We start from the raw sequence: 22,411 nt of genomic DNA on the forward strand, positions 1-22,411 counted from the left end.
CGCTCGCGCCGGCGCTCCAGCAGTTCCAGCCGGCGGGCGCCGTACTCCCGGTGCAACCGCTCGATCAGCCCGAGCGCCCGCTCGGTCAGGATCTCGTCGTACCGGTCCTGCCGTGCACCGATGACCTCGACTGCCACGAACTCACTCCTTCGTCTTCACGACCACGACCTCGTGGTCGGTGATCCGGTCTACCCCGACCGTAATCCAGCCGTCCTGCTGGTTCACCTCCGCGTCCACCCCGGCCACCAGCAACCGCGCCCGGCTGCCGGTCCCCCGGACCCGGATCGTGAACGGACCGGCCGGCGTGAACTCCGCCAGCCGGCCGCGCCACGCACCGCCCTGGTCGAGGTTGACCAGGTGCAGGATCAGCGTCTCTTCCTGCCGGTACAGGTGACAGTCGAGTACGCCGGCACCCTCGACGCGCAGCGGGATGCCGTCGTGCCGGACCAGGTTGGCGAGCAGCCGGCCGTGGTCCGGATGGTGGTACTGCGCGTACAGCCGGTCGAGGTCCGCCGCCAGGTACGCCGTCCGCTCACCGAGCACGAGCACCGGCGTGTCGCTGCGCGGCTCGGCCATCCACGACAACTCGGGCGGATAGATCGGAAACGGCGGGACGTAGGTCAGGGCGGCCTTCCCGGTGGTCTCGACCAGCTCCAACCGCCCGCCGAACGGCAGTACGTCGGTGTCGTCGAAGCCGTCCGCGATCGACCGGTCCTCGATCCGCAGGTACGTGTGCGCGTCGTACGTCTCCCAGTCGACCTTCCCCGCCTCGAGCCGCTTGCCCTGGTGGTGGACGCCGAGCAGGCCGGCGAGCGCGAAGTCGTCGCGCCGATCGCCCCACTCGTCGTACAGGCTCGACTCGCCGGTCACGACGAGCCGTCCGCCGCCCTCGACGTACGCCGTCAACTCGTCGCACTGCGCGTCGGTGAGAACACCGACGTTCGGCACGACCAGTACGGCGAACCGGGAGTCGACCTCGTGGGTCGGCAGGTAGGGGATCCGCGCCCGGACCAGCGCGTCCACCCAGCCGCGGTACGGCAACTGGCTGGTCGTCTCCGGGGTGTCCCTGCCGTGGAAGTCCACACTGCGCTGGCTCCAGAGCAGTCCGACCGTCGCGACCGGCTCGCGGTTGATCAGGTAGTCCTGATGTTCGGCGTGCCAGCTGAACAGCGGCTCCGCCGTTGCGTACTGCCGCCGGTCCTCGTGCACCGAGCCGATGTGGTGCCACCACGGCTGGATGCCCCCGGCGAACCCCTCCGCCGCCCACATCCGCGCCTCCGGCCCGGGTTTGCTCCCGAGCCGGAAGGTCGGCGTCCCGGCGTCGTACATCGCGGTGCTCTCCGGGATTAGCGTGTCCCAGCCGAGCAGTCCGTGCAGCCGCTTGCCGCTGTCCGCGTTGGCCTGGAAACCGGAGTCGTCGTGCCGCCACTGCGAGTCGAGCAGGAAGATCGGCGCTCGCCGGCAGATCTCCACGTCGTCCCGCAACCGCTTGCTCTGCGCAACGACCTCACCACCGTTCATGCCGATCCACAGGCAGTCCGGACCGCCGGTCCGCCGGGTCACCTCGTTGTTCAGGTCCCAGACCGCGAGTCGCCGCTGGTAGCTCCACCGGATCCACTGCCGGTACGCCGGATCCTCCCAGTCGACCCGCACCGGCAGGTCGGCGCCGAACCCGTCCCGGCAGTTCAGGCAGTAGCAGATCTGGTCCCGGCCGAGCCCGCTCCAGCTGTTGTCGGTGATGCCGTCCGGCGCGGACCGCTCGACGATCTCCTCGAGCACTCCGGTGAGGAAGTCCCGGTAGTACGGGCCGGTGACGCAGGCGACGTAGAGCCGGCCGGCCCGGTACGGGTTGCCGTCGGCATCGATCGCGAACCAGTCCGGGTGCGCGTCGTACAGCGGCTGGTGGGCCCGGTTGGAGTCCATCCGGGCCAGCACCGTCAGACCGTCCGCCCGGGCCGCCTCGACGATCTCGCCGTACAGGTCGCGATCGCCGAGGAACTCGGCCCGGTGGTGCAACTCGAACATGCTCGGGTAGTACGCGACGATCCCGCCCGCGTTGACGATCACGCCCTGGACGCGGGTACGACGCCAGTGCTCGCGCCACCAGTCGGCGTCGTACCGGGCCGGGTCCTTCTCCGTCAGGTTCGTCTGCCCCCACCGGAGGGTGCGCCGGTACCAAGGTGTCACGGCAGACTCCGGACCGCGTCACCCGCGCCGGACAGGTTCTCCAGCAGCATCTCGGAGTACTTGCGGCTGAGTACGACACCCTCCGCACCGCCCTCGAATGCGGCCAGTGTCGCGTCCCGCACGGACTCGCGGGTGCACGCGGTGAGCTCGCCCTCGTTGTCGTCCCAGTTGATCTTCGTGCCGAGGTCGCGCGGCTTCTCCAGCCGTTCCTTCGGCACGCCGACCGGGATGTCGATGTCGATGCCCGGGTAGATCCTGCTCTGTCCACCGACGCCGGCGACGGCCCGTGCGGTCTCCCGGCGGACGTAGTCGGCGGTGAAGCCCGACTGCGGCAGCTTCGCGTAGTCGCCCTCGTCGAGCTGCAGCAGCTTCATCATCAACGGGTAGACGTCGTCCGGGTCCGCGTCGGCGAACAGCGCTCCGCAGATGCTCTTCACCCAGGTGAAGAACCGCGGTCCGGCACAGTTGTTGTAGATGACGACCTTGATGAAGTCGGAGAACTTCGCCATCTCGGTGTAGTCCTGGTCCGCCCGGTAGAACGGGCTGAACGAGATGTTGTGGTAGACGTGCCAGCCGACCTGCGCCTCGGACGAGATCGCCTTGGCGACACCGTAGATGTCGCGGTACAGCTGCCGCTGGCTCTCGGTCCACAGCGTCTGCCAGGCGAGCACCTCGGGGAAGGTCAGCAGGATCCGCCAGAAGGTGACGAACGCGCCGTCGACCGGGCGCTCGCCCGCACCGATCCGCTGATTCCACTCGACCAGCTCGCGATAGCCCTGCATCGCGCGCGCGACGTCGATCCCGCGATCGCGGCCCACCTGCCGGCAGTGCGGGCAGAAGCAGCCGATCTCGGCCACGTCGACCGTGCCCTGCATCAGCATGTTCAGCGGGCCCGGCCGCTCCGAGCACCAGGCGAGCCCGTCCAGCTCGTAGCTCTGCAGGTAGTCCTCGACGAAGCCGAGGTGCCAGTTGCGGTAGTCCGGGTTGTTGAAGCACGGCCGGCGACCCGGCCGGCCCCACGCGTCCACCTCGAGCACCTTGACGAAGTTCGGGTAGGTCCGCAGCTGCCGGGCACCGCCGCTCTCCTCCATCCAGGCGAACGACTTCATCCCGCGCTGCCGCGCCTTCGGCACCACCTCGGCGAGCAGGTCCAGTTCCGGGTGCTCTGGTGCCCGCCCGGCCGCGCCGAGCACGGTGTTCCCGTAGTACTGCGGGTGCGGCGTGGCGTAGTTGCCGCCGACCCAGCCGAGGTCGTACTCCGCGGCGCCGTGGTCCGGGATCGGGTACCCGGGGATCTGCCGCCCGCCGGTGCCCCGGGTCCAGGTCGGCGTGGCCAGGAACAGCGCGTTCACCGCGCCACGGTCGGCCAGGATGTCCAGTGTCTGGTCGACGCCCTCGTCGACGAACGAAACCGCTCCGATCTGCATGGCAACGAGCCTGTCCGGCACGGTGCTCACCCCTTCATTCCTGTCATCGTGATGCCCTGGATGAAATAGCGCTGTGCAAAGAGGAAGACGGCGATGACGGGGACCACCGAGACGGTCGCCCCGCACATCAGCAGACTGATCTGGGTGAAGTACTCGCCCTGGAACTGGGCCAGCGCCACCGGCAGCGTCTGCAGGTTCTCGGAGTTGATGTAGATCAGCGGACCGAACAGGTCGTTCCACGACTCGAGGAAGGTGAAGACACCGATCGCGGCCAGCGCCGGCTTGGTCTGGGGCAGCATGATCCGCCGGTAGATGCCGAACGTGGACGCCCCGTCGATCTTGCCCGCGTCCTCGAGCTCCTGCGGGATGGTCAGGAACGACTGCCGCATCAGGAACGTCGCGAACACCGGCGTGAGCACCTTCGGCACCCACAGCGGGTACTGCGTGTCCACCCAGCCCATCTGCCGGAACACGATGTACTGCGGGATCAGGTAGGCGATCCCCGGGATGATCGACGTCGCCAGCAGCACCATGAACGCGAGGTCCCGGCCGGCGAACCGCAGCCGCGCGAACGCGTACCCGGCCATCGACGCGACGGCCAGGACGCCGACCACGTTCAGCCCGGCCAGTTTCACGCTGTTCCAGAGGAACACCGGGATCAGCTCGAAGATCTGCCGGTAGTTGTCCCACTGCGCGTCCTTCGGCAGGAACTGCGGCGGCACCGACAGCACCTTCGCCTCCGGCCGCAACGACGCGCTGATCATCCAGACCAGCGGCGCCAGGAAGACCACCGCGAACAGCGACATCACCACGTACTGCGAGGTCCTGCTCATCAGTCTCACGAGTAGAACACCCACCTCTTCTGGAGCTTCCACTGCAGGAACGTGACGGCCGCGATCACCGCGAAGAGGATCCACGCCATCGCCGAGGCGTAGCCGACCTTCCCGAAGCTGAACGCGTTCTGGTAGATGTTGAAGATGTAGACGCTGGTGGCGTGACCGGGACCGCCCTTGGTCATCACGTAGATCAGGCCGAACACCTGGAACGACGTGATGAACTGTGTGATCAGCAGGAACAGGAAGTGCGGTGTGAGCAACGGCAGTGTGATGAACCGCAGCCGCTGGACCGCCCCGGCCCCGTCGAGCTTCGCGGACTCGAAGTACTCGGTGGGAAGGCCCTGGAGGCCCGCGAGCAGGATGATCATCGGGTAGCCGATGCCCTGCCAGACGCTGACCATGACGACTGCCGGCATCGCCCAGGCCGAGCTCGACAGCCACTGCGGCCCGGTGATGCCGACCTGGCTCAGCAGCCCGTTGACCACGCCGTTGTCCGGCTGGAAGAACCAGAACCAGACGAACCCGATCGCGACCACGTTCGTCACGTACGGCGCGAAGTACGCCGTCCGGAAGAACGCGACCCCGCGGATCGGCCGGGCGCACAGCAGTGCCAGCACCAGGCCGATCCCGATCGTCAGCGGGATGCTCGCCAGCGTGAAGTAGATGGTGTTCTTGAACGTCTGCAGGAACAGCGGGTCTTCGCCGAACAGGTCGGTGAAGTTCCTGATCCCGACGAACTTCGGCGCCGAGATGCCGTTCCAGTCGGTCAGCGAGGCGCCGATCGAGACCAGGATCGGGACGAACTGGAAGGCCACCACACCGACCACGATCGGACTGATGAACAGCCAGCCGACCAGGTTCTGCCGGCGCCGGGCCCGTCGTGCCTCGGCGGCGTGGTTCGGTACCGCGGCCTCCACCACCGGCGCCCTGGTTGGTGTTGTCGTTGCCATCGACATCACCCCTTCAAGGCGTTCTCCACCTGTGGCTTGATCTGGTTGAGGACGTCGCCGACCGGCTTCTCGCAGTTGTAGGCCTGGTCGAGCGCGGGCCGGTACAGCTCCCGGGCACCGAGGGTGTTCTTGGTCTGGTTGGTCGCGGTCAGGTGCTCCGCGGCCTCACCGAACAGCCCGATGTGCTCGGGCATCTGCCCGTTCGGTGCCAGCTGGGCGGCGACCTTCTTGTTGATCGGGGTGAACGCGCCGCCCTGCAGGAGGATCTTGCCGCCCTCCTCGCCGGCCAGGAACTTCAGCAACTCCCACGCCTGGTCCGGGTTCTTGGCCGCCTTCGGGATGCAGAACACGATCACGCTGGCCTCGGTCTTCTGCTGGAGGTCGGCCGGCGGCGGCGCGACGTCCCAGGTGAAGTCCTTGATCGTGGTGCGCAGGTACGGCACGGTGCCGAAGGTCGCGTACATCATCGCGATCTTGCCCTGCGCGAACATCTGGTTCTGCACGTTGTCCTGCTGCAGCGCCGACCACGGCGGCTGCACCTTGTCCTTGCAGGTCAGGTCGGTCGCCCACTGCAGGGCCTCGACCTCCTTGGCGCCGGACAGCGTGAACTGGTTGCCGTCGGTGGAGTAGATGCCGGTCTCGCTGCCGTGGTTGACCGTGAACGTCTGCTCGTACCCGGTGTCCAGGTAGACGAGGGCGCCGTACTGCTTCTTGGCCGGGTCGGTCAGCTTCTTCGCCCGCTCGGCGAAGTCCGCCCAGCTCCAGCCGTCCGGCGACCAGGTCGTCGGCGGCAGCGGGACGCCGGCCTGCTTGAACAGGTCGACGTTGTAGAAGATCAGCCGCGGTTCGTAACCGAGCACCCAGGCGGTGTGCGCACCGTCCGGCTGCTTCGGGAACTCGTACGCCTCCTTGGCGAACGCGGCCGTGTCCAGACCGTCCTTGTCGATGTAAGGCTTCAGGTCGAGCAACGCCTCCTGCTCGGAGAAGCCGCGGACGAAGTCGTCGTTGATCCGCATCACGTCCGGCGGGCTGCCGCCGGCGAGCAGTGTGCGCATCTTGGTGTCGTACTCCTGCGTGACCGCGGGCTGCACGGTGACCGACGTACCGGACGACTTCTCGTACGCCTGGATCGCCTGCTCGAGCGGAGTGCCCTTCACCTGCTGCCAGTTGAGGAAGGTCAGACCCTTCCCGTCGCCGCCACCGCCTGCGTTGCCGTTGCCGCCACAGCCGGCCAGCATGCCGCCGGCCGCGAGTCCCGTCAGTCCGGCGAGAAACCTGCGGCGGCTCAGGTTGGAGTGGTTTGTCTGCACCGGAATCTCCCATCCGCGAGGGATGAATACGTATACAGTGGATACGTATACACAGCTCCGTGGGCGTGGTCAACGGCGAACGGCGACACTCTTCAGTAGGGTTTCGGACTCGGAGCACGAGGGAGGGGGCGGATCATGACGCGACCACCGACGAGCCGTGATCTGGCACGCCTGGCGGGGGTCTCACAGGCCACGGTCTCGCGGGTGCTGACCAACAACCCGAAGGTGAACCCGGAGACCCGGGCCCGGGTCCTGCGGGTGCTCGAGGAAGCGAACTACATACCGAACGCGCTCGCCCGGGCGATGAAGACCGGCCGGACCGACACCATCGGGGTCTTCATGACCCGCGTCACCAGCCCGTTCCACGCCGAACTGCTGGACGAGATCGGCCGGGTGCTGAGCGCGCTCGGCCTGCACATGATCCTGTGGAACATCGAGCACGACCCGGAAGAGTCGGTCGGCAAGATGATCCAGCAGCGCCTGGTCGACGGGTTCGTGCTCACCTCGGCGACCTACGACTCGTCCCTGCACACCATCGCGGTCGCCTCCGGTACGCCGACCGTCCTGCTGCACCGCGGCATCGACGGTCTCGACTGCGACCAGGTCGTCGGCGACAACTGGCAGGGCGCGTACGACGCCGGCCGCTACCTCGCCGAGGCCGGGCACACCGATATCGGCCTGGTCACCCTCGAGCACACCGGGAACACCTCCCGGGACCGCGACCTCGGCTTCCGGGCCGCGCTCGCCGACGCGGGAATCAGGATCAAGCCCCGGAACGTGCTCACCGTCGGAGTCCCGCACGCCGACGGCCACGCCGCCGCGCAGAAACTCCTGTCGGCGAAGAAGCCGCCGACCGCGATCTACACCGTCACCGACCTGCTGGCCTTCGGCATCCTCGACGGCGCCCGGGCGCTGGGCGTCCGGGTCCCCGGCGACCTCTGGGTGATCGGCTTCGACAACACCGACCTGGCCGCCTGGGAGTCCTTCGACCTCACCTCGGTCGAGCAACCCGTCCACGCCATCGTCGAGACCGGCATCGACCTCCTCCGCCGACGCATCGAGAACCCCGACCGCCCGGCCGAGATCATCACCCTCCCCTGCCCGCTGAAGATCCGGAAGTCCACCGCGAACACCCCGTGGCGGAGCTAGCCGAGGCGCGGGAGGACGTCGCGGAGCACGGCGGCGTGGTCCTCGGGACGGTCGAGGCCCATCTTCATCGTGTTCACGGCCAGGTGGGTCGCACCGAGGTCGCGCCAGCCCTCCACGAACGCTTGCCATTCGGCTTCGGGTACGGCTCCGAGCGTGAGGCGAGGTTCGATGCCGATCGTCGCCGGGTCGCGGCCGGCCTCGGCGGCGTACCTGCGGAGCTGGTCCACGCGCGCCTTCGCCTCGGCGTCCGGCGCGGTCTGCGGCATCCAGCCGTCGCCGATCCGGCCGGTACGACGGAGTACGGCGTCCGCGCCACCGCCGAACCAGATCGGGATCCGCCGGCCCGGCAGCGGGTTGAGGCCCGCCTCCTCGATCTGGTGGAACTTGCCGTCGTACGAGATGACCGGCTCGGCCCACAACCGGCGCAGTACGTCGACCTGCTCCTCCAGCAACGCACCCCGCTGCCGGAAGGGGACGCCGAGCGCCTGGTACTCGACCTGGTTCCACCCGATGCCGACGCCCAGCCGCAACCGCCCACCACTCAGTACGTCGACCTCCGCGGCCTGCTTGGCGACCAACGCGGTCTGACGCTGTGGAAGCACCAGCACGCCGGTCACCAACTCGACCGACGCGGTGATCGCCGCGAGATACCCGAACAGCACGAAGACCTCGTGGAACAAGGACTTGTCGGTATATCCGCTCCACCCCGGCCGGTTCGCCGGGTCGGCGCCGAGTACGTGGTCGTACGCGTGGATGTGCGTGTACCCGGCGGCCTCGACGGTCGTCGCCCACTCCCGCACGGCGACCGGATCCGCACCGATCTCCAACTGCGGGAACACCGCGCCGATCCTCATTCGGCATCTCCCGGCAACAGATTGACCAGACCGCGCACCGCCAGCTCGAACGGCTCGGGCGAGTCCGCCGCCTGGGCCAGCACGTACCCACCCTGCAGGACGGCGGCGATCGTCGCCGCGGTCTGCTCCGGGTCGATCGTCGCCGGGTACTCACCCGCCCGCTTGCCTTCGGCAACGACCTCCGCGAGCCGGCCGCGCAGCCACCGGAATGTCTCGTCGACCGGCGATCGCAACTCCGGGTCCGCCATCACGTCCGGATCCGCGGTCAACCGCCCGATCCGGCACCCCCGCACCACGTCCCGGTCCCGCTCGAGGTAGCGCGTGATCCGCTCGGTCGCCGTACCCGGCCCGGCGAACTGCTCCTCCGCGGCGGCCCGCAGCTCCACCCCCGACCGCGCGATCGCCGCCTTGGCGAGCTGTGCCTTCCCGCTGAAGTGGTGATACATGCTCCCCTGCCCGGCGTCCGCGGCCCGCTGGATCGCCTTCGGCGAGGTCCCGACGTACCCCCGCTCCCACAACAACTCCTGCGTACTGCGGATCAACCGCTCCACCGTCTCCACCCCAGAACTGTACCTACCTCCAGGTACAACCTCCGGTCCGATCACCCATCGCGCGGTCCCCCGGCCGGCCTCGTCGCCATTCCGACGGTGTTTCCGGCGGGTGAATTCGCACCTGCCCGCAGGTGCTCCGATGGTTCTTGTTGGACTCGACCGATAGTCTCAGGCGCCATGAGCACCAGTGTCGCCATCGCGGTAATCACCTTCCGGCGACCTGTACTTTTGCGCCGTCTGCTGACCAGCCTGCAGGCTCAGGAACTCCCCGAGGACTGCGACTGCGCGATCCGTATCGTCGTGGTCGACAACGACGCCGCCGGATCGGCGGCCCCGGTGATCGAGGAGTTCGGGCCCGGTACGCCGTACCCGATCGAATCGGCGGTCGAGCCGGAGCCGGGGATTCCGTTCGCCCGGGAGAAGTCGGTCGAGCTGTGCCGGAACGACGACGCGCTGATCTTCGTCGACGACGACGAGGTCGCGCCGCCCAACTGGCTGGCGACCCTGCTGCACGCCTGGGAGACGTCCGGCGCCGACGTCGTCACCGGCCCGGTCAAAGGCAATCTGCCGCCCGGCGCTCCGCCCTGGAACCGCTACAGCGACGTGCACGACTCGACCGGCAAGCACACCACCGGCGAGGAACTGCCCAAGGCATACACCAACAACACGCTGGTCAGCCGGCGGGTCTACCACACGGTCAGGCCCGGCTTCCATCCCGCGTTCCGCTACACCGGCTCCAGCGACCTGCACTTCTTCCTCCGGGTGCACCGGGCGGGGTTCCGGATCGTATGGTGCGAGGAGGCGTGCATCACCGAGCACGTGCCGGTCGCTCGGACGAAGCTGCGCTGGCTGGTCAAGCGGGCGTTCCGGTCCGGCAGCGGCGACACGATCAGCCGGCTGCTGATCCGGCCGGGCGCGATCAGCTACCTGCTGGTCCTGGCCTATGCTTCGGGCCGGGTGATCTCGGCGATCGGGTTCGCCCTCGCCGGGCTCCTGCTCGGCCGGAGGACGTACCTGCTGAAGGCAGTCCGCCGGTTCTTCTCGGGCGTCGGCAGTGTCGCGGGGATGGTAGGGATCAACTATGACGAGTACCGGGAACGGCGCGGAGCCGACGGTGGCGGGACTGTGCCGGGCGGTCTGGCAGGTGGAGCGGGACCTGGGGCTGCTCCACTGGCGGATCGGCGACGCGAGCCCGTGGACCCTCGTCCGGATGCGGATCTTCCATGAGCTGAGCCGGCGCAGCGGAATCCACGGCGCCCCCCATCCGGTCCGACGTACGCCCTACGACAAAGCGCGGCTCGTCGCCAAGCACGTGACCGGCCTGGTCACCCGCACCCCGTTCCTCGGCTCGTACGACGCCCTGGTCGTCCCGCACCCGCGGAAACCGGGCGGTGTCGAGATCTACACCGACGAACTCCGCCGGGTGCTGGGCACCGAAGCGCTCATCCTCGATTCGGGCATCAACGGCACTCCACTCCCCGGCAGTCGCAATCTCGACTTCTTCACCTCAGCGGCCGGCGCCGTGCACAAGCGGACGGTGGACGACCGCGGCATCGGCGCTGCGTTGCGGGAGCTGACCGGGGTCTCGGTGCCGGTCGGTGCGTTGCTGGCGCGGGAGGTGCCGAAGCATCTGCGGCTGCGGGCGCTCTATCGCAGGCTGCTGCGGAAGCACCGGATCACGACGGTCTACGTCGTGGTCGCGTACTTCCACCAGCACATCGTCGGTGCGGCCCGCGACCTCGGCATCCGGGTGGTCGAGCTCCAGCACGGCGCCATCAGCCGGTTCCACCTCGGCTACAGCTACCCGGGTCGTCCGAACGTGGCCGACCAACCGGACGCTCTCTGGTGCTTCGGCCCGTACTGGACCGACGTCGCCGACCTCCCGGCCGGGACGAGTACGTCGGTGGTCGGCGCGTCGTACCTGCCGACTGTCGCCCAGAAGGACCCCCGGCTCGCAGTCTTCCTGTCCCAGGGGACCATCGGCACCGAGCTGCTGCACGTCGCGGAGGCGGTCGGCAAGGAAGACCCGTCACTGGACGTCGTCTTCCGGCTGCATCCGAGCGAGCGGGCGTCCGACTACACGATCCCGGCCGGAGTCCGGCTGTCCACCGAGGGCAGCACTCTCGATCTCCTGGCCTCGGCCACGTACCAGGTCGGCGTGTCCACGACCGCGCTCTTCGAGGGAATGGCGCTCGGGTGCCGTACGGCGGTGGCCAATCTCCCCGGCCATGAGTACCTGGAACGGCCGATCAGTAGCGGCCACGCCATCCTGATGACCGAACCGAACCAACTCACCAGCGCGCCGCTGTGCGAGGCACCCGAGACGTATTACGCGCCGAGCACCCTCCCGCTACGGCTGGCGGCCGATCAGGCCGAGTAGGCGGTCCTGGAGCGGCGCATCCGCAGGCACCTCGACCTCGGGGCCGTAGACCTCGATCCCTTCCCCGAAAGCTCCCGGCGTCCGGAACTTCTCCATCAGGTCCGCGGGGATCGCCGCCGTACCGGCCCAGAGGCGCTCGACGTCGTCCGGGTCCATCGTGTCGTCCTGGCCGGTCGCCCGGGCCAGGTCCCAGCCGTGCAGGACCATGTCGTCGGAGATCACCTGGTCGATGTGCTGTTCGGTGGTCAGCCGGCCGGTCGGGGTGTCGGTCTCGGTGAGGGCGAGCATCGGGTCGTCGAGCACCTCCTCGACCGCTGCCCGGGCCTCCTGGAAGGCCGTCAGCGGGTCGTCGGCGGCTGCCAGCGTCCGCGCCACCGGCATCAGCATCACACCATGCATCGTCACCACGTGGTCGACCACGTCCCTGGCCGTCCACTGCTCGCAGGGCGACTGGTTGTCCCATTGCTCCGGCCGGACCGCGGCGACCTTCCGCTCGAACGCCTCGGCCCGCCGCCGGTACCGCTCCGCGATCTCACCCATCCCCGCATAGTGCCGCGCCTCCCAGCGGCTTGGAAAGGGGGTGGATCGGCCCGGACGGGGTACCGGGCGAGCTCCCGACGAACCGAAAGGAAATGCTGATGAGCAACATCACCCAGTCCGTCGACGTCGACGTACCGGTGACGACCGCGTACAACCAGTGGACCCAGTTCGAGTCCTTCCCGCAGTTCATGGAAGGAGTCGAGGAGGTCCGCCAACTGGACGCCACGCACACCCACTGGGTGACGAAGATCGGCGGGGCGACGCGCGAGTTCGACGCGACCATCACCGAGCAGCACCCGGACGAGCGGGTCGCGTGGCGGTCGGACTCCGGTCCCAACCACGGCGGCGTGATCACCTTCCACCAGCTGAGCCCGGAGCGGACCCGGGTGACCGCGCAGATGGACCTCGATCCGGAGGGCCTCGTCGAGAAGGCCGGCGACATGCTCGGCGTGGTCGAGGGCCGCGTCAAGGGTGACCTGCAGCGGTTCAAGGAGTTCATCGAGGAGCGCCCAGGCGAGACCGGCGCCTGGCGGGGCGACGTACCCCGCTGACCCGGGAACTGTCGGCGGCGGCTTCTAGGGTCGCCGCATGCGCAGTGCTGAGCTGGGGCGGACAGGGTTACGGGTGAGCCGGCTCGGGCTCGGGCTAGCCTCGATCGGGGGAATGTTCGCCGCGGTGCCGGAGCCCCAGGCGGTCGCGACCATCGACCGCGCCTGGGAGCTCGGGATCCGGTTGTTCGACACCGCGCCGGTGTACGGGTACGGCCTGTCGGAGCGCCGAGCCGGCCTGGCGCTGCGCGGGCGCCCGCGGGACCGGTTCGTGCTCTGCAGCAAGGTCGGCCGGCTGATCGAGCCGGGCGGGCCGGACGTCCAGCCGATCTGGGCCGAACCACCGCCCGGGCTGGGTCCGCGGCTCGACTACTCGTACCGCGCGGTGATGCGCTCGTTCGAGGAGAGCCTGGAGCGGATCGGCATCGACCGGATCGACATCCTGCACATCCACGACCCGGATCTCGACTACCCGACGGCCTCCACCGAGGCCCTCAAGGCGCTGGCCGAGTTGCGTGGCCGCGGCACCATCCGGGCCGTCTCGCTCGGGGTGAACCACGCCGACGTCGCCGCCCGCTTCCTCCGCGACACCGGCCCGGCCGGTCCGGACTGCATCCTGCTCGCCGGGCGGTACACGGTGCTCGACCAGTCCGGAGCCGGTGAGCTCCTGCCGCTCTGCGAGGAGCTCGGAGTCGCGGTGCTCGCGGCCGGCGTGTTCCAGGGCGGCGTACTCGCCGAAGGCGCACCGCACGGGTACGAGCGCCTCCCGGTGGACCTCGTCCGGCGGATCGACCGGTTCCGCGAGCTGTGTCGCCGGTACGACGTGCCGTTGCTGGCCGCCGCGGTCCAGTTCCCGCTCGCCCATCCCGCCGTACCGGCCGTGGTGGTGGGGGCGCGGACCCCGCAGGAGATCACCGAGGTCGCCGGCTGGATGGACCACGAGATCCCGTCAGCGTTCTGGCACGCGCTGGACCGGGGCTAGGTCGACACCGGGCACTAAGGTCTGCTCTATGCGGTACATGCTGCTCCACAAGACCAACGACGACCTTGAGGCGGGCAACCCGCCCGACCCGGCCATGCTGGCCCGGGCGGACGCCGTCCTCGAGGAGATGCGGCAGGCCGGCGTGCTGCTGGCGGCCGAGGGGCTGATGCCGAGCTCACGCGGCGCCCGGATCACGTTCCCGGCGCCCGGTGAGCAGCCGCGCGTCGTCGATGGCCCGTTCGCCGAGACCAAGGAACTGATCGCCGGCGTCTCGATCATCCGGGTCGAGTCGAAGGAAGAGGCCGTCCACTGGGCCCTCCGCTTCGCCGAAGCCGACCCCAACACCCCCATCGACATTCTCGAACTAGCCGACTGATCGGCGGATGACGCGCGGGTGCCTCCTCGGCGGTAGTGATGTCCGGCGAAGAGCCGGCGGTGCCGGAGCTCTCAGGTGCTTCCCAAGAGATTCGTCGCCGCCCACCCGGCGATGTCCTCGCGCTTGATCGCCGCGGCCATCAGGTCCGGGAAGAGATCCGGCGTGCAGGCGAACGTCGGTACGCCGAGCTCGGCCAGGGCGGCCGCGTTCTCGGCGTCGTACGACGGCGTCCCCGAGTCGGCCAGCGCCAGCAGGGCGATCAACTGGACGCCGGACTCGACCAGCGACCGGGCCCGGCGGAGCATCTCCTCCCGGACACCGCCTTCGTAGAGGTCGGAGATCAGCACCATCACGGTCTCCGCGGGCTGGGTGACGAGCTCCTCGCAGTACGCCAGCGCCCGGTTGATGTCCGTCCCGCCGCCGAGCTGCGTCCCGAACAGTACGTCGACCGGATCCTCCAACTGGTCGGTCAGGTCGACGACCCCGGTGTCGAACACGACCAAGCTGGTCCGCAGCGTCCGGATCGACCCGAGCACCGCCCCGAACAGCGACGCGTACACCACCGATTCCGCCATCGAGCCGGACTGGTCGATCGCGAGCACGATGTCCCGCTGGACGCTGTGGTTCCGCCGGGCGTAGCCGATCAGCCGGTCCGGGACGATCGTGCCGAGCACCGGCGAGAAGTGCTTGAGGTTGGCCCGGATCGTCCGGTCCCAGTCGATGTCGGAGTGCCTGGGCCGGCCGGTGCGACCGGCCCGGTCGAGTGCGCCGGTGACCGCGGCCCGCGTGCGTTCGGCCAGGCGGGCCTCCAGCTCGGCGGCCACCCGGCCGACGACGTCCCGCGCGGTCTGCTTGGTCTCCTCCGGCATCACTTCGTTCAGGGCGAGCAAGGTGCTGACCAGGTGGACGTCGGGCTCGACCGCGCCCAGCAGTTCCGGCTCCATCAGCATCCGGGTGATGCCGAGCCGCTCGACCGCGTCCCGTTGCATCACCTGGACGACGGTGCTCGGGAAGTACTGCCGGATGTCACCCAGCCACCGCGCCACCCGTGGCGCCGACGACCCCAGCCCGGCCGCCCGCTGCGTGCCCGCCTCACCGGACGGTGCGTCGTACAGCGCGGCCAGCGCCGAGTCGACCGAGCGGTCCTCCGACGACAGCGTCGTACCGGTCTCCAGCTCGGCCTCGCCGCCGAGCACGAGTCGCCACCGGCGCATGCGTCCGTCGTCCATCACACCCCCAGCAGCCGGGCGACGACCGGCAGCACGGACGCGGCCAGCTCGGCGTCCAGGTCGTTGTCATCAGCCACCACCAGTGCGGCCGGGTCGCCGAGGGCGCGGGCCCGGGTGCCGATCGACCGCCGCTCCGGCGACGCGAACGTCCCGAAGGTACGCCGGAGCAGCGGGAGCACCTCGACGAACGCCTCGTCCGGGATCGCCGCCAGCCAGGCGTCCACCAAGGCCAGCAACCGCTCGTCGTGCACCAGCAGCAACCCACCGCCGGCCAGGAAGCCTTCGACGTACCCGGCGGCGTCCGCGGTCGGCGTCCCCGGCGACAACGCCCGTCCGAGCCGCAGAGCGACCTCGTGGTCGGGCAGCCGGGACGTGTCCAGCATCAGCCGCGTCAGCCGGCCGCGGATCATCGGCGGCACCGACGACCGGTCGCTCAAGCCCTCGAGCGTCGCCAGCCACTCGGCCCGGACGTCCTCGTCGAGGAGGGCGGTCGCGTCCTGCACGCCGTCGATCAGTTCCTGTACGGCGGCCGCGGCGTCCGGATCGAGTCCGTGCACGGTCCGGCCGAGACCGGCGCACACCCGGGACACCATCCGCCCCGCGACCGACGCCAGCCCGGCCGTGTCGGTCCCGCGGACGTCGCCGTACCGCGAGGATCGCGCCAGCGCGGGCAGCGCGGCCATCAGATGACCGACGTCGGCGTCCGCGGCCGCGCGGGTGTCGACACCTCGGAGAAGGGACGGCAAGGCGTCCGCGAGGTCCGCCAGCAGCGACTTCTCCAACGCCGCGGTGACGTCGGCCAGGGTCGACGACTCGTCGGCGACGTGCAGCATCACCGCGGTCGCCGCGCCGGCGACCGTCGTGCCGTGGGCGCCGGCGGCGACCAGTTCCACCTCGAGTCCCGGGTCCCAGGCCAGCCGCCACAACTCGCGGAACGTGCCCTGCGCCCGGCGTTCGTCGGCGGCCGGCACACCCCAGTGCACGCCGAGGATCCGCAGCCGGTGCAGCAGTCGCGACTTCTCCAGGTCGTTCGGTTTCCGCAGGTCGAGCTCGGTCACCCGCTCGGTCGGGTCCCGCCGCATCCGGAGCCGCCGCGCCTGCGCCGCCAGGTCCGCCGCGACCGGCGCCTGCGGCGTCTCACCCGGCACGGATCCGAGCAGCTCGCCGACCACCGCTTCCCGGGTGACCAGGTCGAGCAGTACGTCGTTCCCGCCGCACAGGACCGCCCGCGTCGCCTCGGTGACCTCGCTCAGCCCGGCCAGCGGACGCTCTCGCAGCGCCGCCAGCGTGTCGGCGAGCCGGACCGCTTCGATGACGTGCGCGCTCGAGACGGGCAGGTCCTCCTCGCGCAGAACCTGGGCGACCTTCGACAGCCACCGCGCGGTGATCCGGTCCGGCGCGCTGAAGAGGTGGTGGTACCAGCCGGGTGAAGTGATCCCGGCGCCGTACCCACTGGCCGCGGCGAGCCGGCCGTGCGTCCACGGCACCCACGTGCAGGCGACCTTCCGCTTCGGCAGGCCCTTCAGGATCCGCGCGTCGTGAGTTGCTGGGGGCAACGGTGCTTCCAGCGCGGGCACGTGCCAGGCACCGCAGATCACCGCGATCCGCTCGAAACCTTCCCGGACGGCTTTCCGCAGTACGGTCCGCATGTAGGCCTCGCGCTGCGCCTCGCGACCACGCGCTTCCTCGCCGTGCCGGAGTTCACGCATCGCGTCGGCGATCACGGTGAACGGCTCGGCACCCTCGCGCCGGGACTCGATCACGTCGTCCCACCAGCGCTCGGGATCGTCGTACCCGCCGGCGTTCGCCAACGTGGCCAGCGGATCGATCGACAGCCCCCGCCGGCCCTCACCACCCGAGGACGCGAACTGGTGGGCGGCCGGGAGGTCGCAGAACCGCACCGGTACGCCGGCCGTCAGCGCGTACTCGATCGCCTGCCACTCGGGACTGAACACCGCGAACGGCCAGAACGCGGCCCGGGTCGAGTCGTCCGCCGCGTACGCGAGCAGTGCGACCGGCGGCACCATCTCCTCCGCCCCGGCCAGCTCTACCACCTTGTCGGCCTCCGGCGGTCCCTCGATCAGCACCACGTCCGGAGCGAGCTCGGCCAGCGCGGTCGCCACCGCCCGCGCCGAGCCCGGTCCGTGATGCCGGATCCCGAACAGGTGAACAGTCATCCGCTGATCTCTCGGCAGGCCCGGTAGAACGGCGCCCAGTCGTCGCGCTCGCGGACCACGGTCTCCAGGTACTCCGACCAGACGACTCGGTCCGCGGACGGGTCCTTGATGACCGCCCCGAGGATGCCGCCGGCCACGTCGGTCGGCCGCAGCACGCCGTCGCCGAAGTGGGCCGCGAGCGCGAGTCCGCCGGTGACCACGCTGATCGCCTCGGCGGTCGACAGCGTCGCGGACGGCGACTTGACCGCCGTCCGGCCGTCCTCGGTCCGACCGGACCGCAGCTCCCGGAAGATCGTCACCACCCGGCGGATCTCGTCCAGCGCGTCGTCCGGCTGCGGCAGTTCGAGCGCCGACCCGAGCTGGGCGACCCGGCGGGAGACGATCTGCACCTCGTCGTCGGCGGAGTCGGGCAGCGGCAGGACCACGGTGTTGAACCGCCGGCGAAGCGCGCTGGACAGCTCGTTGACCCCCTTGTCGCGGTCGTTGGCGGTGGCGATGACGTTGAACCCCTTGCGGGCCTGCACCTCGGTGGCCAGCTCGGAGATCGGCAGCGTCTTCTCGGACAGGATCGTGATCAGCGCGTCCTGGACGTCGGACGGCATCCGGGTGAGCTCCTCGATCCGGGCGATCTTCGCGTCCGCCATCGCCCGCTGCACCGGGCTCGGCACCAGAGCCTGCTCGCTGGGGCCCTGGGCGATCAACTGGGCGTAGTTCCAGCCGTACCGGATCGACTCCTCGGCGGTCCCGGCGGTGCCTTGCACGAGCAGGGTCGAGTCCCCGCTGATCGCGGCCGCGAGGTGCTCGCTGACCCAGGTCTTCGCCGTTCCCGGTACGCCGAGGAGCAGCAGCGCGCGGTCCGTCGCGAGGGTGGCGACCGCGACCTCGATCAGCCGGCGCGGACCGACGTACTTGGGCGAGATCTCCTCCTCGCCGGCCCGGCCGCCGAGGAGGTACGTCACCACCGCGGCCGGCGAGAGCCGCCACGCCGGCGGACGCGGCCGGTCGTCCGCGGCCGTCAGTGCCGCGAGCTCACCGGCGTACTCGTCCTCGGCGTGCGGGCGCAATACCTCTGTGCTCATGACAGCTCCTCGTACAGCTCACGTCGGAAGATCAAGGTCTCCACCAGCCGGCGCCGCCAGGTGTCTTCCTCACCGGTCGGCTCCCGCGTGATCGGATGGTCCAGTACGTCGGCCGGCACCGCGCGGGCGGCGACACTCGCCAGCCGGGCCCAGCCCCGGGCAGTCCCGGCGGCGGCCAGCTGATCGAGAATCATCGAAGCGAGCGACGCCGGCCACGGCACCGGCAACCGACCGACCAGTTCGGTCAGGTCGATGGTCTCCTTCAGCGCGGTGACCGCCCGGACCCATTCGTCGGCCGGCAGGATCCGCAGCAACTCCGCCGCACTCCGGCCGCCGGTCGAGGCATTCGCCGTCAGCAACTCGCGCGCCCAGGTCCGCGAGCGCTCCCGGACGGCCGCCTCGGTCCAGGCCGCCTGCAGGATCTCGGGTGCGCACCCCTCGACGGGCATCGCCGGCCAGGCCGGGTCCATGACGGAGAGCGGGGTGTTCGCGACGATCTGGAGGAACCACCAGGCCCGCTTGCCGATGCCCTCCGGGTTCTGCGAATCGATGCCGTCGCGTTCCATCGACGCGCTGACGCGCTTCGGCAGGTCGACCGCGAGGACTCCCTGGCTGACGACCAGGTGCGACCACAGTCGCCCGGTCATCCGGTCGCCGTACCGCGATCCCGGGATGCGCGCGAGCAGCCGGGCGGCGCCCCGGCGGACATCCTTGGCGCGGTCGTCGAGCGCCGCCTCCAGGAACTCCTCGTCGGTCAACGACAGCCCCTCGGCCAGCAGGGCGAGGAACTCGGCGCGGGTGGCGGCCGACTCGGTCGGCCAGACCTCGCGCAGGGCTTCGAGTGCGGCGGCCGGATCCTGCGCGCGGGTCTTGCGCAACCAGGTGCGCCGCTGCAGCGCGTTGCCGTGCGACCAGAGCTTCGGGTCGTCGCTCTCGGCCGCGTGCAGGAACTTCCACTCGGGGTTCAGGTCGGCCAGCCAGGTGGCCCGCCGGCCGGCCGCGGCGATCACGAGCGGGCGGAACTCCGCTCTGTTCCGGGCATGGTCGGCCAGCGCGGGCAGATGCTCCGGCGGCACTCCCCAGCCGCGCTCGTCGGCGGCTCGCAACCACTCGCCGAGCGCCGCAGTCTGGAAGCCGCCGAGCATGGCGGCCAGCCGCCGGATCGCGACCGGCCGGGGCAACGGGCGATCCTCACCGGCAGCTGCAGGCATCGGTTCCAGGTCGCGCAGCGGCGTACGCCCGGCGCGTTTGTAGACGGTCGCCAGCGCGGCCGCGTCCAGCAGATCACCGTCTCCCAGGCGCTCCTGGATGTGCTCGGGCAACTCCTCGAAGTGCACCGGCCGCCGGTCGGTCCCCAGCAGCGCCGAACTGACCAGCCCGTCCCAGCCCTTCACAGGATCACCGGCCGGTCGACGTGCCAGCAGGTCATCGGCCGGAAGCCGGCCCGGTTCCACTCGCCCGCAACGGTGAGCGGCTCGCCGGCCGACACCGCGAGCAGCTTCAGCGGATCGAGGCCGGGCAGCAGCTCGAGCCCGTCACCGGACTCGTCCACCAGCGCCCAGCCGTCGCCGTACCGGGCCGGCCGGACGTCCTGCAGGACGAACGGCCAGCGTTCGTTCCACGGGTCCGCGGCGACGGATTCGACGTACGACGCCAGCGCCTGCCGGGCCGTGAATCCGGCCGGCCGGGGTGCGGGCCGGCGGGGTGCGGTCTGGGTGAGCAGCGCGCGCATCGGGAGGGCCCCGGGATAGTAGGACAGCGCACCGGGGACGTACTCGCCCGGGCGCGCCGGCAGCGGATCGAGCGGGCGACCGGCGGCGGCGAAGTTCAGGATCAGCCCCAGCCGGCCGGTCGTTGCCCCGCGCAACCAGACGCGGCGGACGGTCAGCCGGTCGTCGGGCTCGATCACCCGGCCGAGGACCAGCCAGTCGTCCGCCACTTTCTCCCCCTCGGCCTGGACCCGCGCGGTCTCGACGGTCCAGCCGATCCGGGACTGCACGGTATCGGCGAGTGACGGCGGGAGATCGGCGAGGCGGGCGTGGGCGGACACGATCAGGTGGATGAGCGAGAGCTCCTCGAGCAGTTCGCCGGGCCAGCCGTGCCCGCGGCCGACGACGCCCGCCGCCCGCCGTACTGCTCCGGCCACACCTGGCGCTTGTGCATCCACCATGCGGGCGGCCAGTCGGCTGAGCTCGCTGTAGGCGCGCTGGTCGAACCCACCGAGACCCTGCCGGACCTGGTCGTCGAGCCAGCTGGCCAGCTCGGCCATCCCCGCGGACACCCGGTCCGCTCGCCGGGACGCGCGCTGCTGCGCCGCCAACGGGTCGGCGACCTCACCCGGTTTCCGCTCGGGCCGCTCCGCCCGGGCGACCCGCTGGTCGACCCACGACTTCACCCACTCCGGCTCGTCGCCGGATCGGACCTCGCCCGCCGCCCACAGCAGCATCAACCCGAGTGCGTGCTTGCACGGGACCTTCCGGCTCGGACAGGAGCACTTGTACGCCGGACCGCTCGGATCGACCGCGGTCCGGTACGGCTGTGCTGAACCCCTTCCCCGCCCCACCGCCTCGGTCGTACCGCCTCCCAGGCACAGTCCCCACACCGCCCGCTCCGAGCTACCGGTCTCCGGCCACTTCGCCGGCCGCGCCTGAGCCTGGGCTGCCTTCGCGGACGCAGGATCCGGCGCCAACCCCAGCACCTGGTCCACGTCCCACGGCCCCACAGCACTCCTCGCCTCTAGCTTCTGCCCCAGAGCATGCCATGGGTGCCGAATCGGACACCGCCTGTCCTTCGGTTCCGCGAACGCGTACTATCCGGTGGCTGTTGAGAGATCAACAGTCACCCCGGCGGTGCTGTCAGGGCCCGCCGGGGTGACTCCAGCGCGAGTTCCGCGTTCTCCTGAACCCGTTTCCGCCAGTCGCCGGATCGGGCGTCGAGCGCGGTCAATTGCCGCCCGACCGCGTCGGCGGGGGTGAAGCAGTAGTCACTGCCGTACAGGACCCGATCGCCCAGCGCCGCGTCCGGCGTACCGGCGACGTCGTACCAGAGGTTCTCCAGCTGTGCCGTCACGCTGGGCCGGCTGTCCGGGGCGAACGTTCGGCGGAAGTGGTCGAGCCGGCCCCCGAGGAGCGGCAGTACTGCGCCGTGCGCGACGACGAACCGGATGTCCGGGTAGCGAGTCAAGATCCCGGTCAACGCCAGGTCGGTCACCGCCCGGGCGCTGTCGAACAGGAACTCGATCATCGGCCGCGGCCGGTCGAGCGCGACCTGCCGCCACTGCGGTGGGGACGTCGGATGCAGGAGGACGACGGCTGCCCACTCGTTCAGCGCACGCCACAACGGCTCCCACGACGGCTCACCCGGATACGACCCACCCGCGTTGCTCATGAGTACGACGCCGTCGGCGTGCAACACGTCGTACGCGTACTGCAGCTCGACCAGCGCACCGCCGACGTCCGGCAACGGCAGGCTGGCGAAGAACCCGAACCGCCCGTCGTGATCGCGGCCCAGCTCGGCCGCGCTCTCGTTGACCCGCCGGGCCAGCACCCGCGCGCGGAAGTCGTCGCCGAAGTGCACGCCGGGCGACGAGATCGACAGCAGCGCGGTGGCGATCCCGTTCCGGTCCATCAGGTCCAGCTGCTTCCGCACCGTCCACGTCGGCCAGCCGGGCATCCCGTCCGGACAGAGATGCCCGGCCCGTTCCGCCGCGGCGACGTACTCCGGCAGCAGGAAGTGCGCGTGGACGTCGGTCAGCCTGGTCATCGGGCCTCCCGGCCTGGACCGAGGAGCGGAGGGAGCGCAGCGACTGGAGCGACGAGGGAAGGCCGGGAGTCACA

At 70.3% G+C, this 22,411-nt stretch carries 21 protein-coding genes; 6 read left to right on the forward strand and 15 right to left on the reverse strand.

Going from position 1 to position 22,411, the window contains the following annotated elements:
* The 6 genes from E1218_RS37945 to E1218_RS11350 all read right to left on the reverse strand — a co-directional run.
* Positions 1-137 (reverse strand): hypothetical protein (locus tag E1218_RS37945; RefSeq protein ID WP_165949230.1); only part of this gene is annotated, 137 nt, incomplete at its 3' end.
* A gap of 4 nt (positions 138-141) precedes the next feature.
* Complete coding sequence (locus E1218_RS11330; RefSeq protein WP_132319066.1) at positions 142-2,187, reverse strand: alpha-amylase family protein; 2,046 nt, start codon at positions 2,185-2,187, stop codon at positions 142-144.
* Positions 2,184-3,614, reverse strand: a complete 1,431-nt coding sequence (locus E1218_RS11335; RefSeq protein ID WP_132319068.1) for a glycoside hydrolase family 10 protein — start codon at positions 3,612-3,614, stop codon at positions 2,184-2,186. Before E1218_RS11335 ends, E1218_RS11330 begins: the two co-directional genes overlap by 4 nt.
* Before the next feature lie 26 nt (positions 3,615-3,640).
* The gene (locus E1218_RS11340; RefSeq protein ID WP_132319070.1) at positions 3,641-4,447 is read right to left on the reverse strand and encodes a carbohydrate ABC transporter permease; all 807 of its coding nucleotides are present in this window, start codon (positions 4,445-4,447) and stop codon (positions 3,641-3,643) included.
* Between the two features lie 5 nt (positions 4,448-4,452).
* Positions 4,453-5,400, reverse strand: coding sequence for a carbohydrate ABC transporter permease (locus tag E1218_RS11345; RefSeq protein WP_132319072.1), 948 nt, complete (start codon positions 5,398-5,400; stop codon positions 4,453-4,455).
* A gap of 5 nt (positions 5,401-5,405) precedes the next feature.
* Positions 5,406-6,710 (reverse strand): ABC transporter substrate-binding protein, encoded by a 1,305-nt coding sequence (locus tag E1218_RS11350; protein WP_132319074.1) that lies wholly within the window; start codon positions 6,708-6,710, stop codon positions 5,406-5,408.
* Positions 6,711-6,845: 135 nt separating this feature from the next.
* Between E1218_RS11350 and E1218_RS11355 the strand changes: the two genes are divergently transcribed.
* Positions 6,846-7,859, forward strand: a complete 1,014-nt coding sequence (locus tag E1218_RS11355; RefSeq protein WP_132319076.1) for a LacI family DNA-binding transcriptional regulator — start codon at positions 6,846-6,848, stop codon at positions 7,857-7,859.
* Here E1218_RS11355 and E1218_RS11360 read toward each other — a convergent pair.
* Together E1218_RS11360 and E1218_RS11365 are read right to left on the reverse strand one after the other, a co-directional pair.
* Positions 7,856-8,713, reverse strand: coding sequence for an LLM class F420-dependent oxidoreductase (locus E1218_RS11360; protein WP_132319078.1), 858 nt, complete (start codon positions 8,711-8,713; stop codon positions 7,856-7,858). The two genes, E1218_RS11355 and E1218_RS11360, sit on opposite strands and share 4 nt — an antisense overlap.
* A complete protein-coding gene (locus E1218_RS11365) occupies positions 8,710-9,273 on the reverse strand; it encodes a TetR/AcrR family transcriptional regulator (protein WP_132319080.1) in 564 nt (187 codons plus the stop codon). The genes E1218_RS11360 and E1218_RS11365 overlap by 4 nt, the downstream gene beginning before the upstream one ends.
* Positions 9,274-9,441: 168 nt before the next feature.
* On the opposite strand from E1218_RS11365, the gene E1218_RS11370 reads away from it, so the two are divergent.
* Positions 9,442-10,491 (forward strand): glycosyltransferase, encoded by a 1,050-nt coding sequence (locus E1218_RS11370; RefSeq protein WP_132319082.1) that lies wholly within the window; start codon positions 9,442-9,444, stop codon positions 10,489-10,491.
* On the forward strand, positions 10,475-11,644 hold the full coding sequence (locus E1218_RS37175; protein ID WP_233712168.1) for a hypothetical protein: 1,170 nt from the start codon (positions 10,475-10,477) through the stop codon (positions 11,642-11,644). Before E1218_RS11370 ends, E1218_RS37175 begins: the two co-directional genes overlap by 17 nt.
* Here E1218_RS37175 and E1218_RS11380 read toward each other — a convergent pair.
* A complete protein-coding gene (locus E1218_RS11380; RefSeq protein WP_132319084.1) occupies positions 11,615-12,184 on the reverse strand; it encodes a TIGR03086 family metal-binding protein in 570 nt (189 codons plus the stop codon). The two genes, E1218_RS37175 and E1218_RS11380, sit on opposite strands and share 30 nt — an antisense overlap.
* Before the next feature lie 98 nt (positions 12,185-12,282).
* On the opposite strand from E1218_RS11380, the gene E1218_RS11385 reads away from it, so the two are divergent.
* From E1218_RS11385 to E1218_RS11395, 3 genes are read left to right on the forward strand one after another with little or no spacing between them, the layout of a single operon-like run.
* Positions 12,283-12,735 carry an SRPBCC family protein gene (locus tag E1218_RS11385; RefSeq protein WP_132319086.1) on the forward strand — a complete coding sequence of 151 codons (453 nt, stop codon included), beginning with the start codon at positions 12,283-12,285 and terminating at the stop codon, positions 12,733-12,735.
* A gap of 37 nt (positions 12,736-12,772) precedes the next feature.
* Entirely contained in the window at positions 12,773-13,714 is a 942-nt protein-coding gene (locus E1218_RS11390; protein WP_132319088.1) for an aldo/keto reductase, read from the forward strand.
* A gap of 28 nt (positions 13,715-13,742) precedes the next feature.
* Positions 13,743-14,090, forward strand: a complete 348-nt coding sequence (locus E1218_RS11395) for a YciI family protein (RefSeq protein WP_132319090.1) — start codon at positions 13,743-13,745, stop codon at positions 14,088-14,090.
* A 71-nt stretch (positions 14,091-14,161) separates the two neighbouring features.
* Here E1218_RS11395 and E1218_RS11400 read toward each other — a convergent pair whose 3' ends face one another.
* The 6 genes from E1218_RS11400 to E1218_RS11425 form a co-directional block, all read right to left on the reverse strand.
* Positions 14,162-15,319: a VWA domain-containing protein gene (locus E1218_RS11400; protein WP_132319092.1), complete on the reverse strand. Its 1,158-nt coding sequence runs from the start codon at positions 15,317-15,319 to the stop codon at positions 14,162-14,164.
* Positions 15,319-17,496 (reverse strand): DUF5682 family protein, encoded by a 2,178-nt coding sequence (locus E1218_RS11405; RefSeq protein WP_132319094.1) that lies wholly within the window; start codon positions 17,494-17,496, stop codon positions 15,319-15,321. The genes E1218_RS11400 and E1218_RS11405 overlap by 1 nt, the downstream gene beginning before the upstream one ends.
* On the reverse strand, positions 17,493-18,575 hold the full coding sequence (locus tag E1218_RS11410) for an ATP-binding protein (protein ID WP_132319096.1): 1,083 nt from the start codon (positions 18,573-18,575) through the stop codon (positions 17,493-17,495). The genes E1218_RS11405 and E1218_RS11410 overlap by 4 nt, the downstream gene beginning before the upstream one ends.
* Positions 18,572-19,969 carry a DUF5691 domain-containing protein gene (locus E1218_RS11415; protein WP_132319098.1) on the reverse strand — a complete coding sequence of 466 codons (1,398 nt, stop codon included), beginning with the start codon at positions 19,967-19,969 and terminating at the stop codon, positions 18,572-18,574. The genes E1218_RS11410 and E1218_RS11415 overlap by 4 nt, the downstream gene beginning before the upstream one ends.
* Positions 19,966-21,297 (reverse strand): SWIM zinc finger family protein, encoded by a 1,332-nt coding sequence (locus E1218_RS11420; RefSeq protein ID WP_132319100.1) that lies wholly within the window; start codon positions 21,295-21,297, stop codon positions 19,966-19,968. Before E1218_RS11420 ends, E1218_RS11415 begins: the two co-directional genes overlap by 4 nt.
* A gap of 116 nt (positions 21,298-21,413) precedes the next feature.
* Entirely contained in the window at positions 21,414-22,337 is a 924-nt protein-coding gene (locus E1218_RS11425; protein ID WP_132319102.1) for an amidohydrolase family protein, read from the reverse strand.
* Between the last annotated feature and the right edge of the window lie 74 nt (positions 22,338-22,411).

The organism is Kribbella turkmenica (assembly GCF_004348725.1).
Classification (GTDB): Bacteria; Actinomycetota; Actinomycetes; order Propionibacteriales; family Kribbellaceae; genus Kribbella; species Kribbella turkmenica.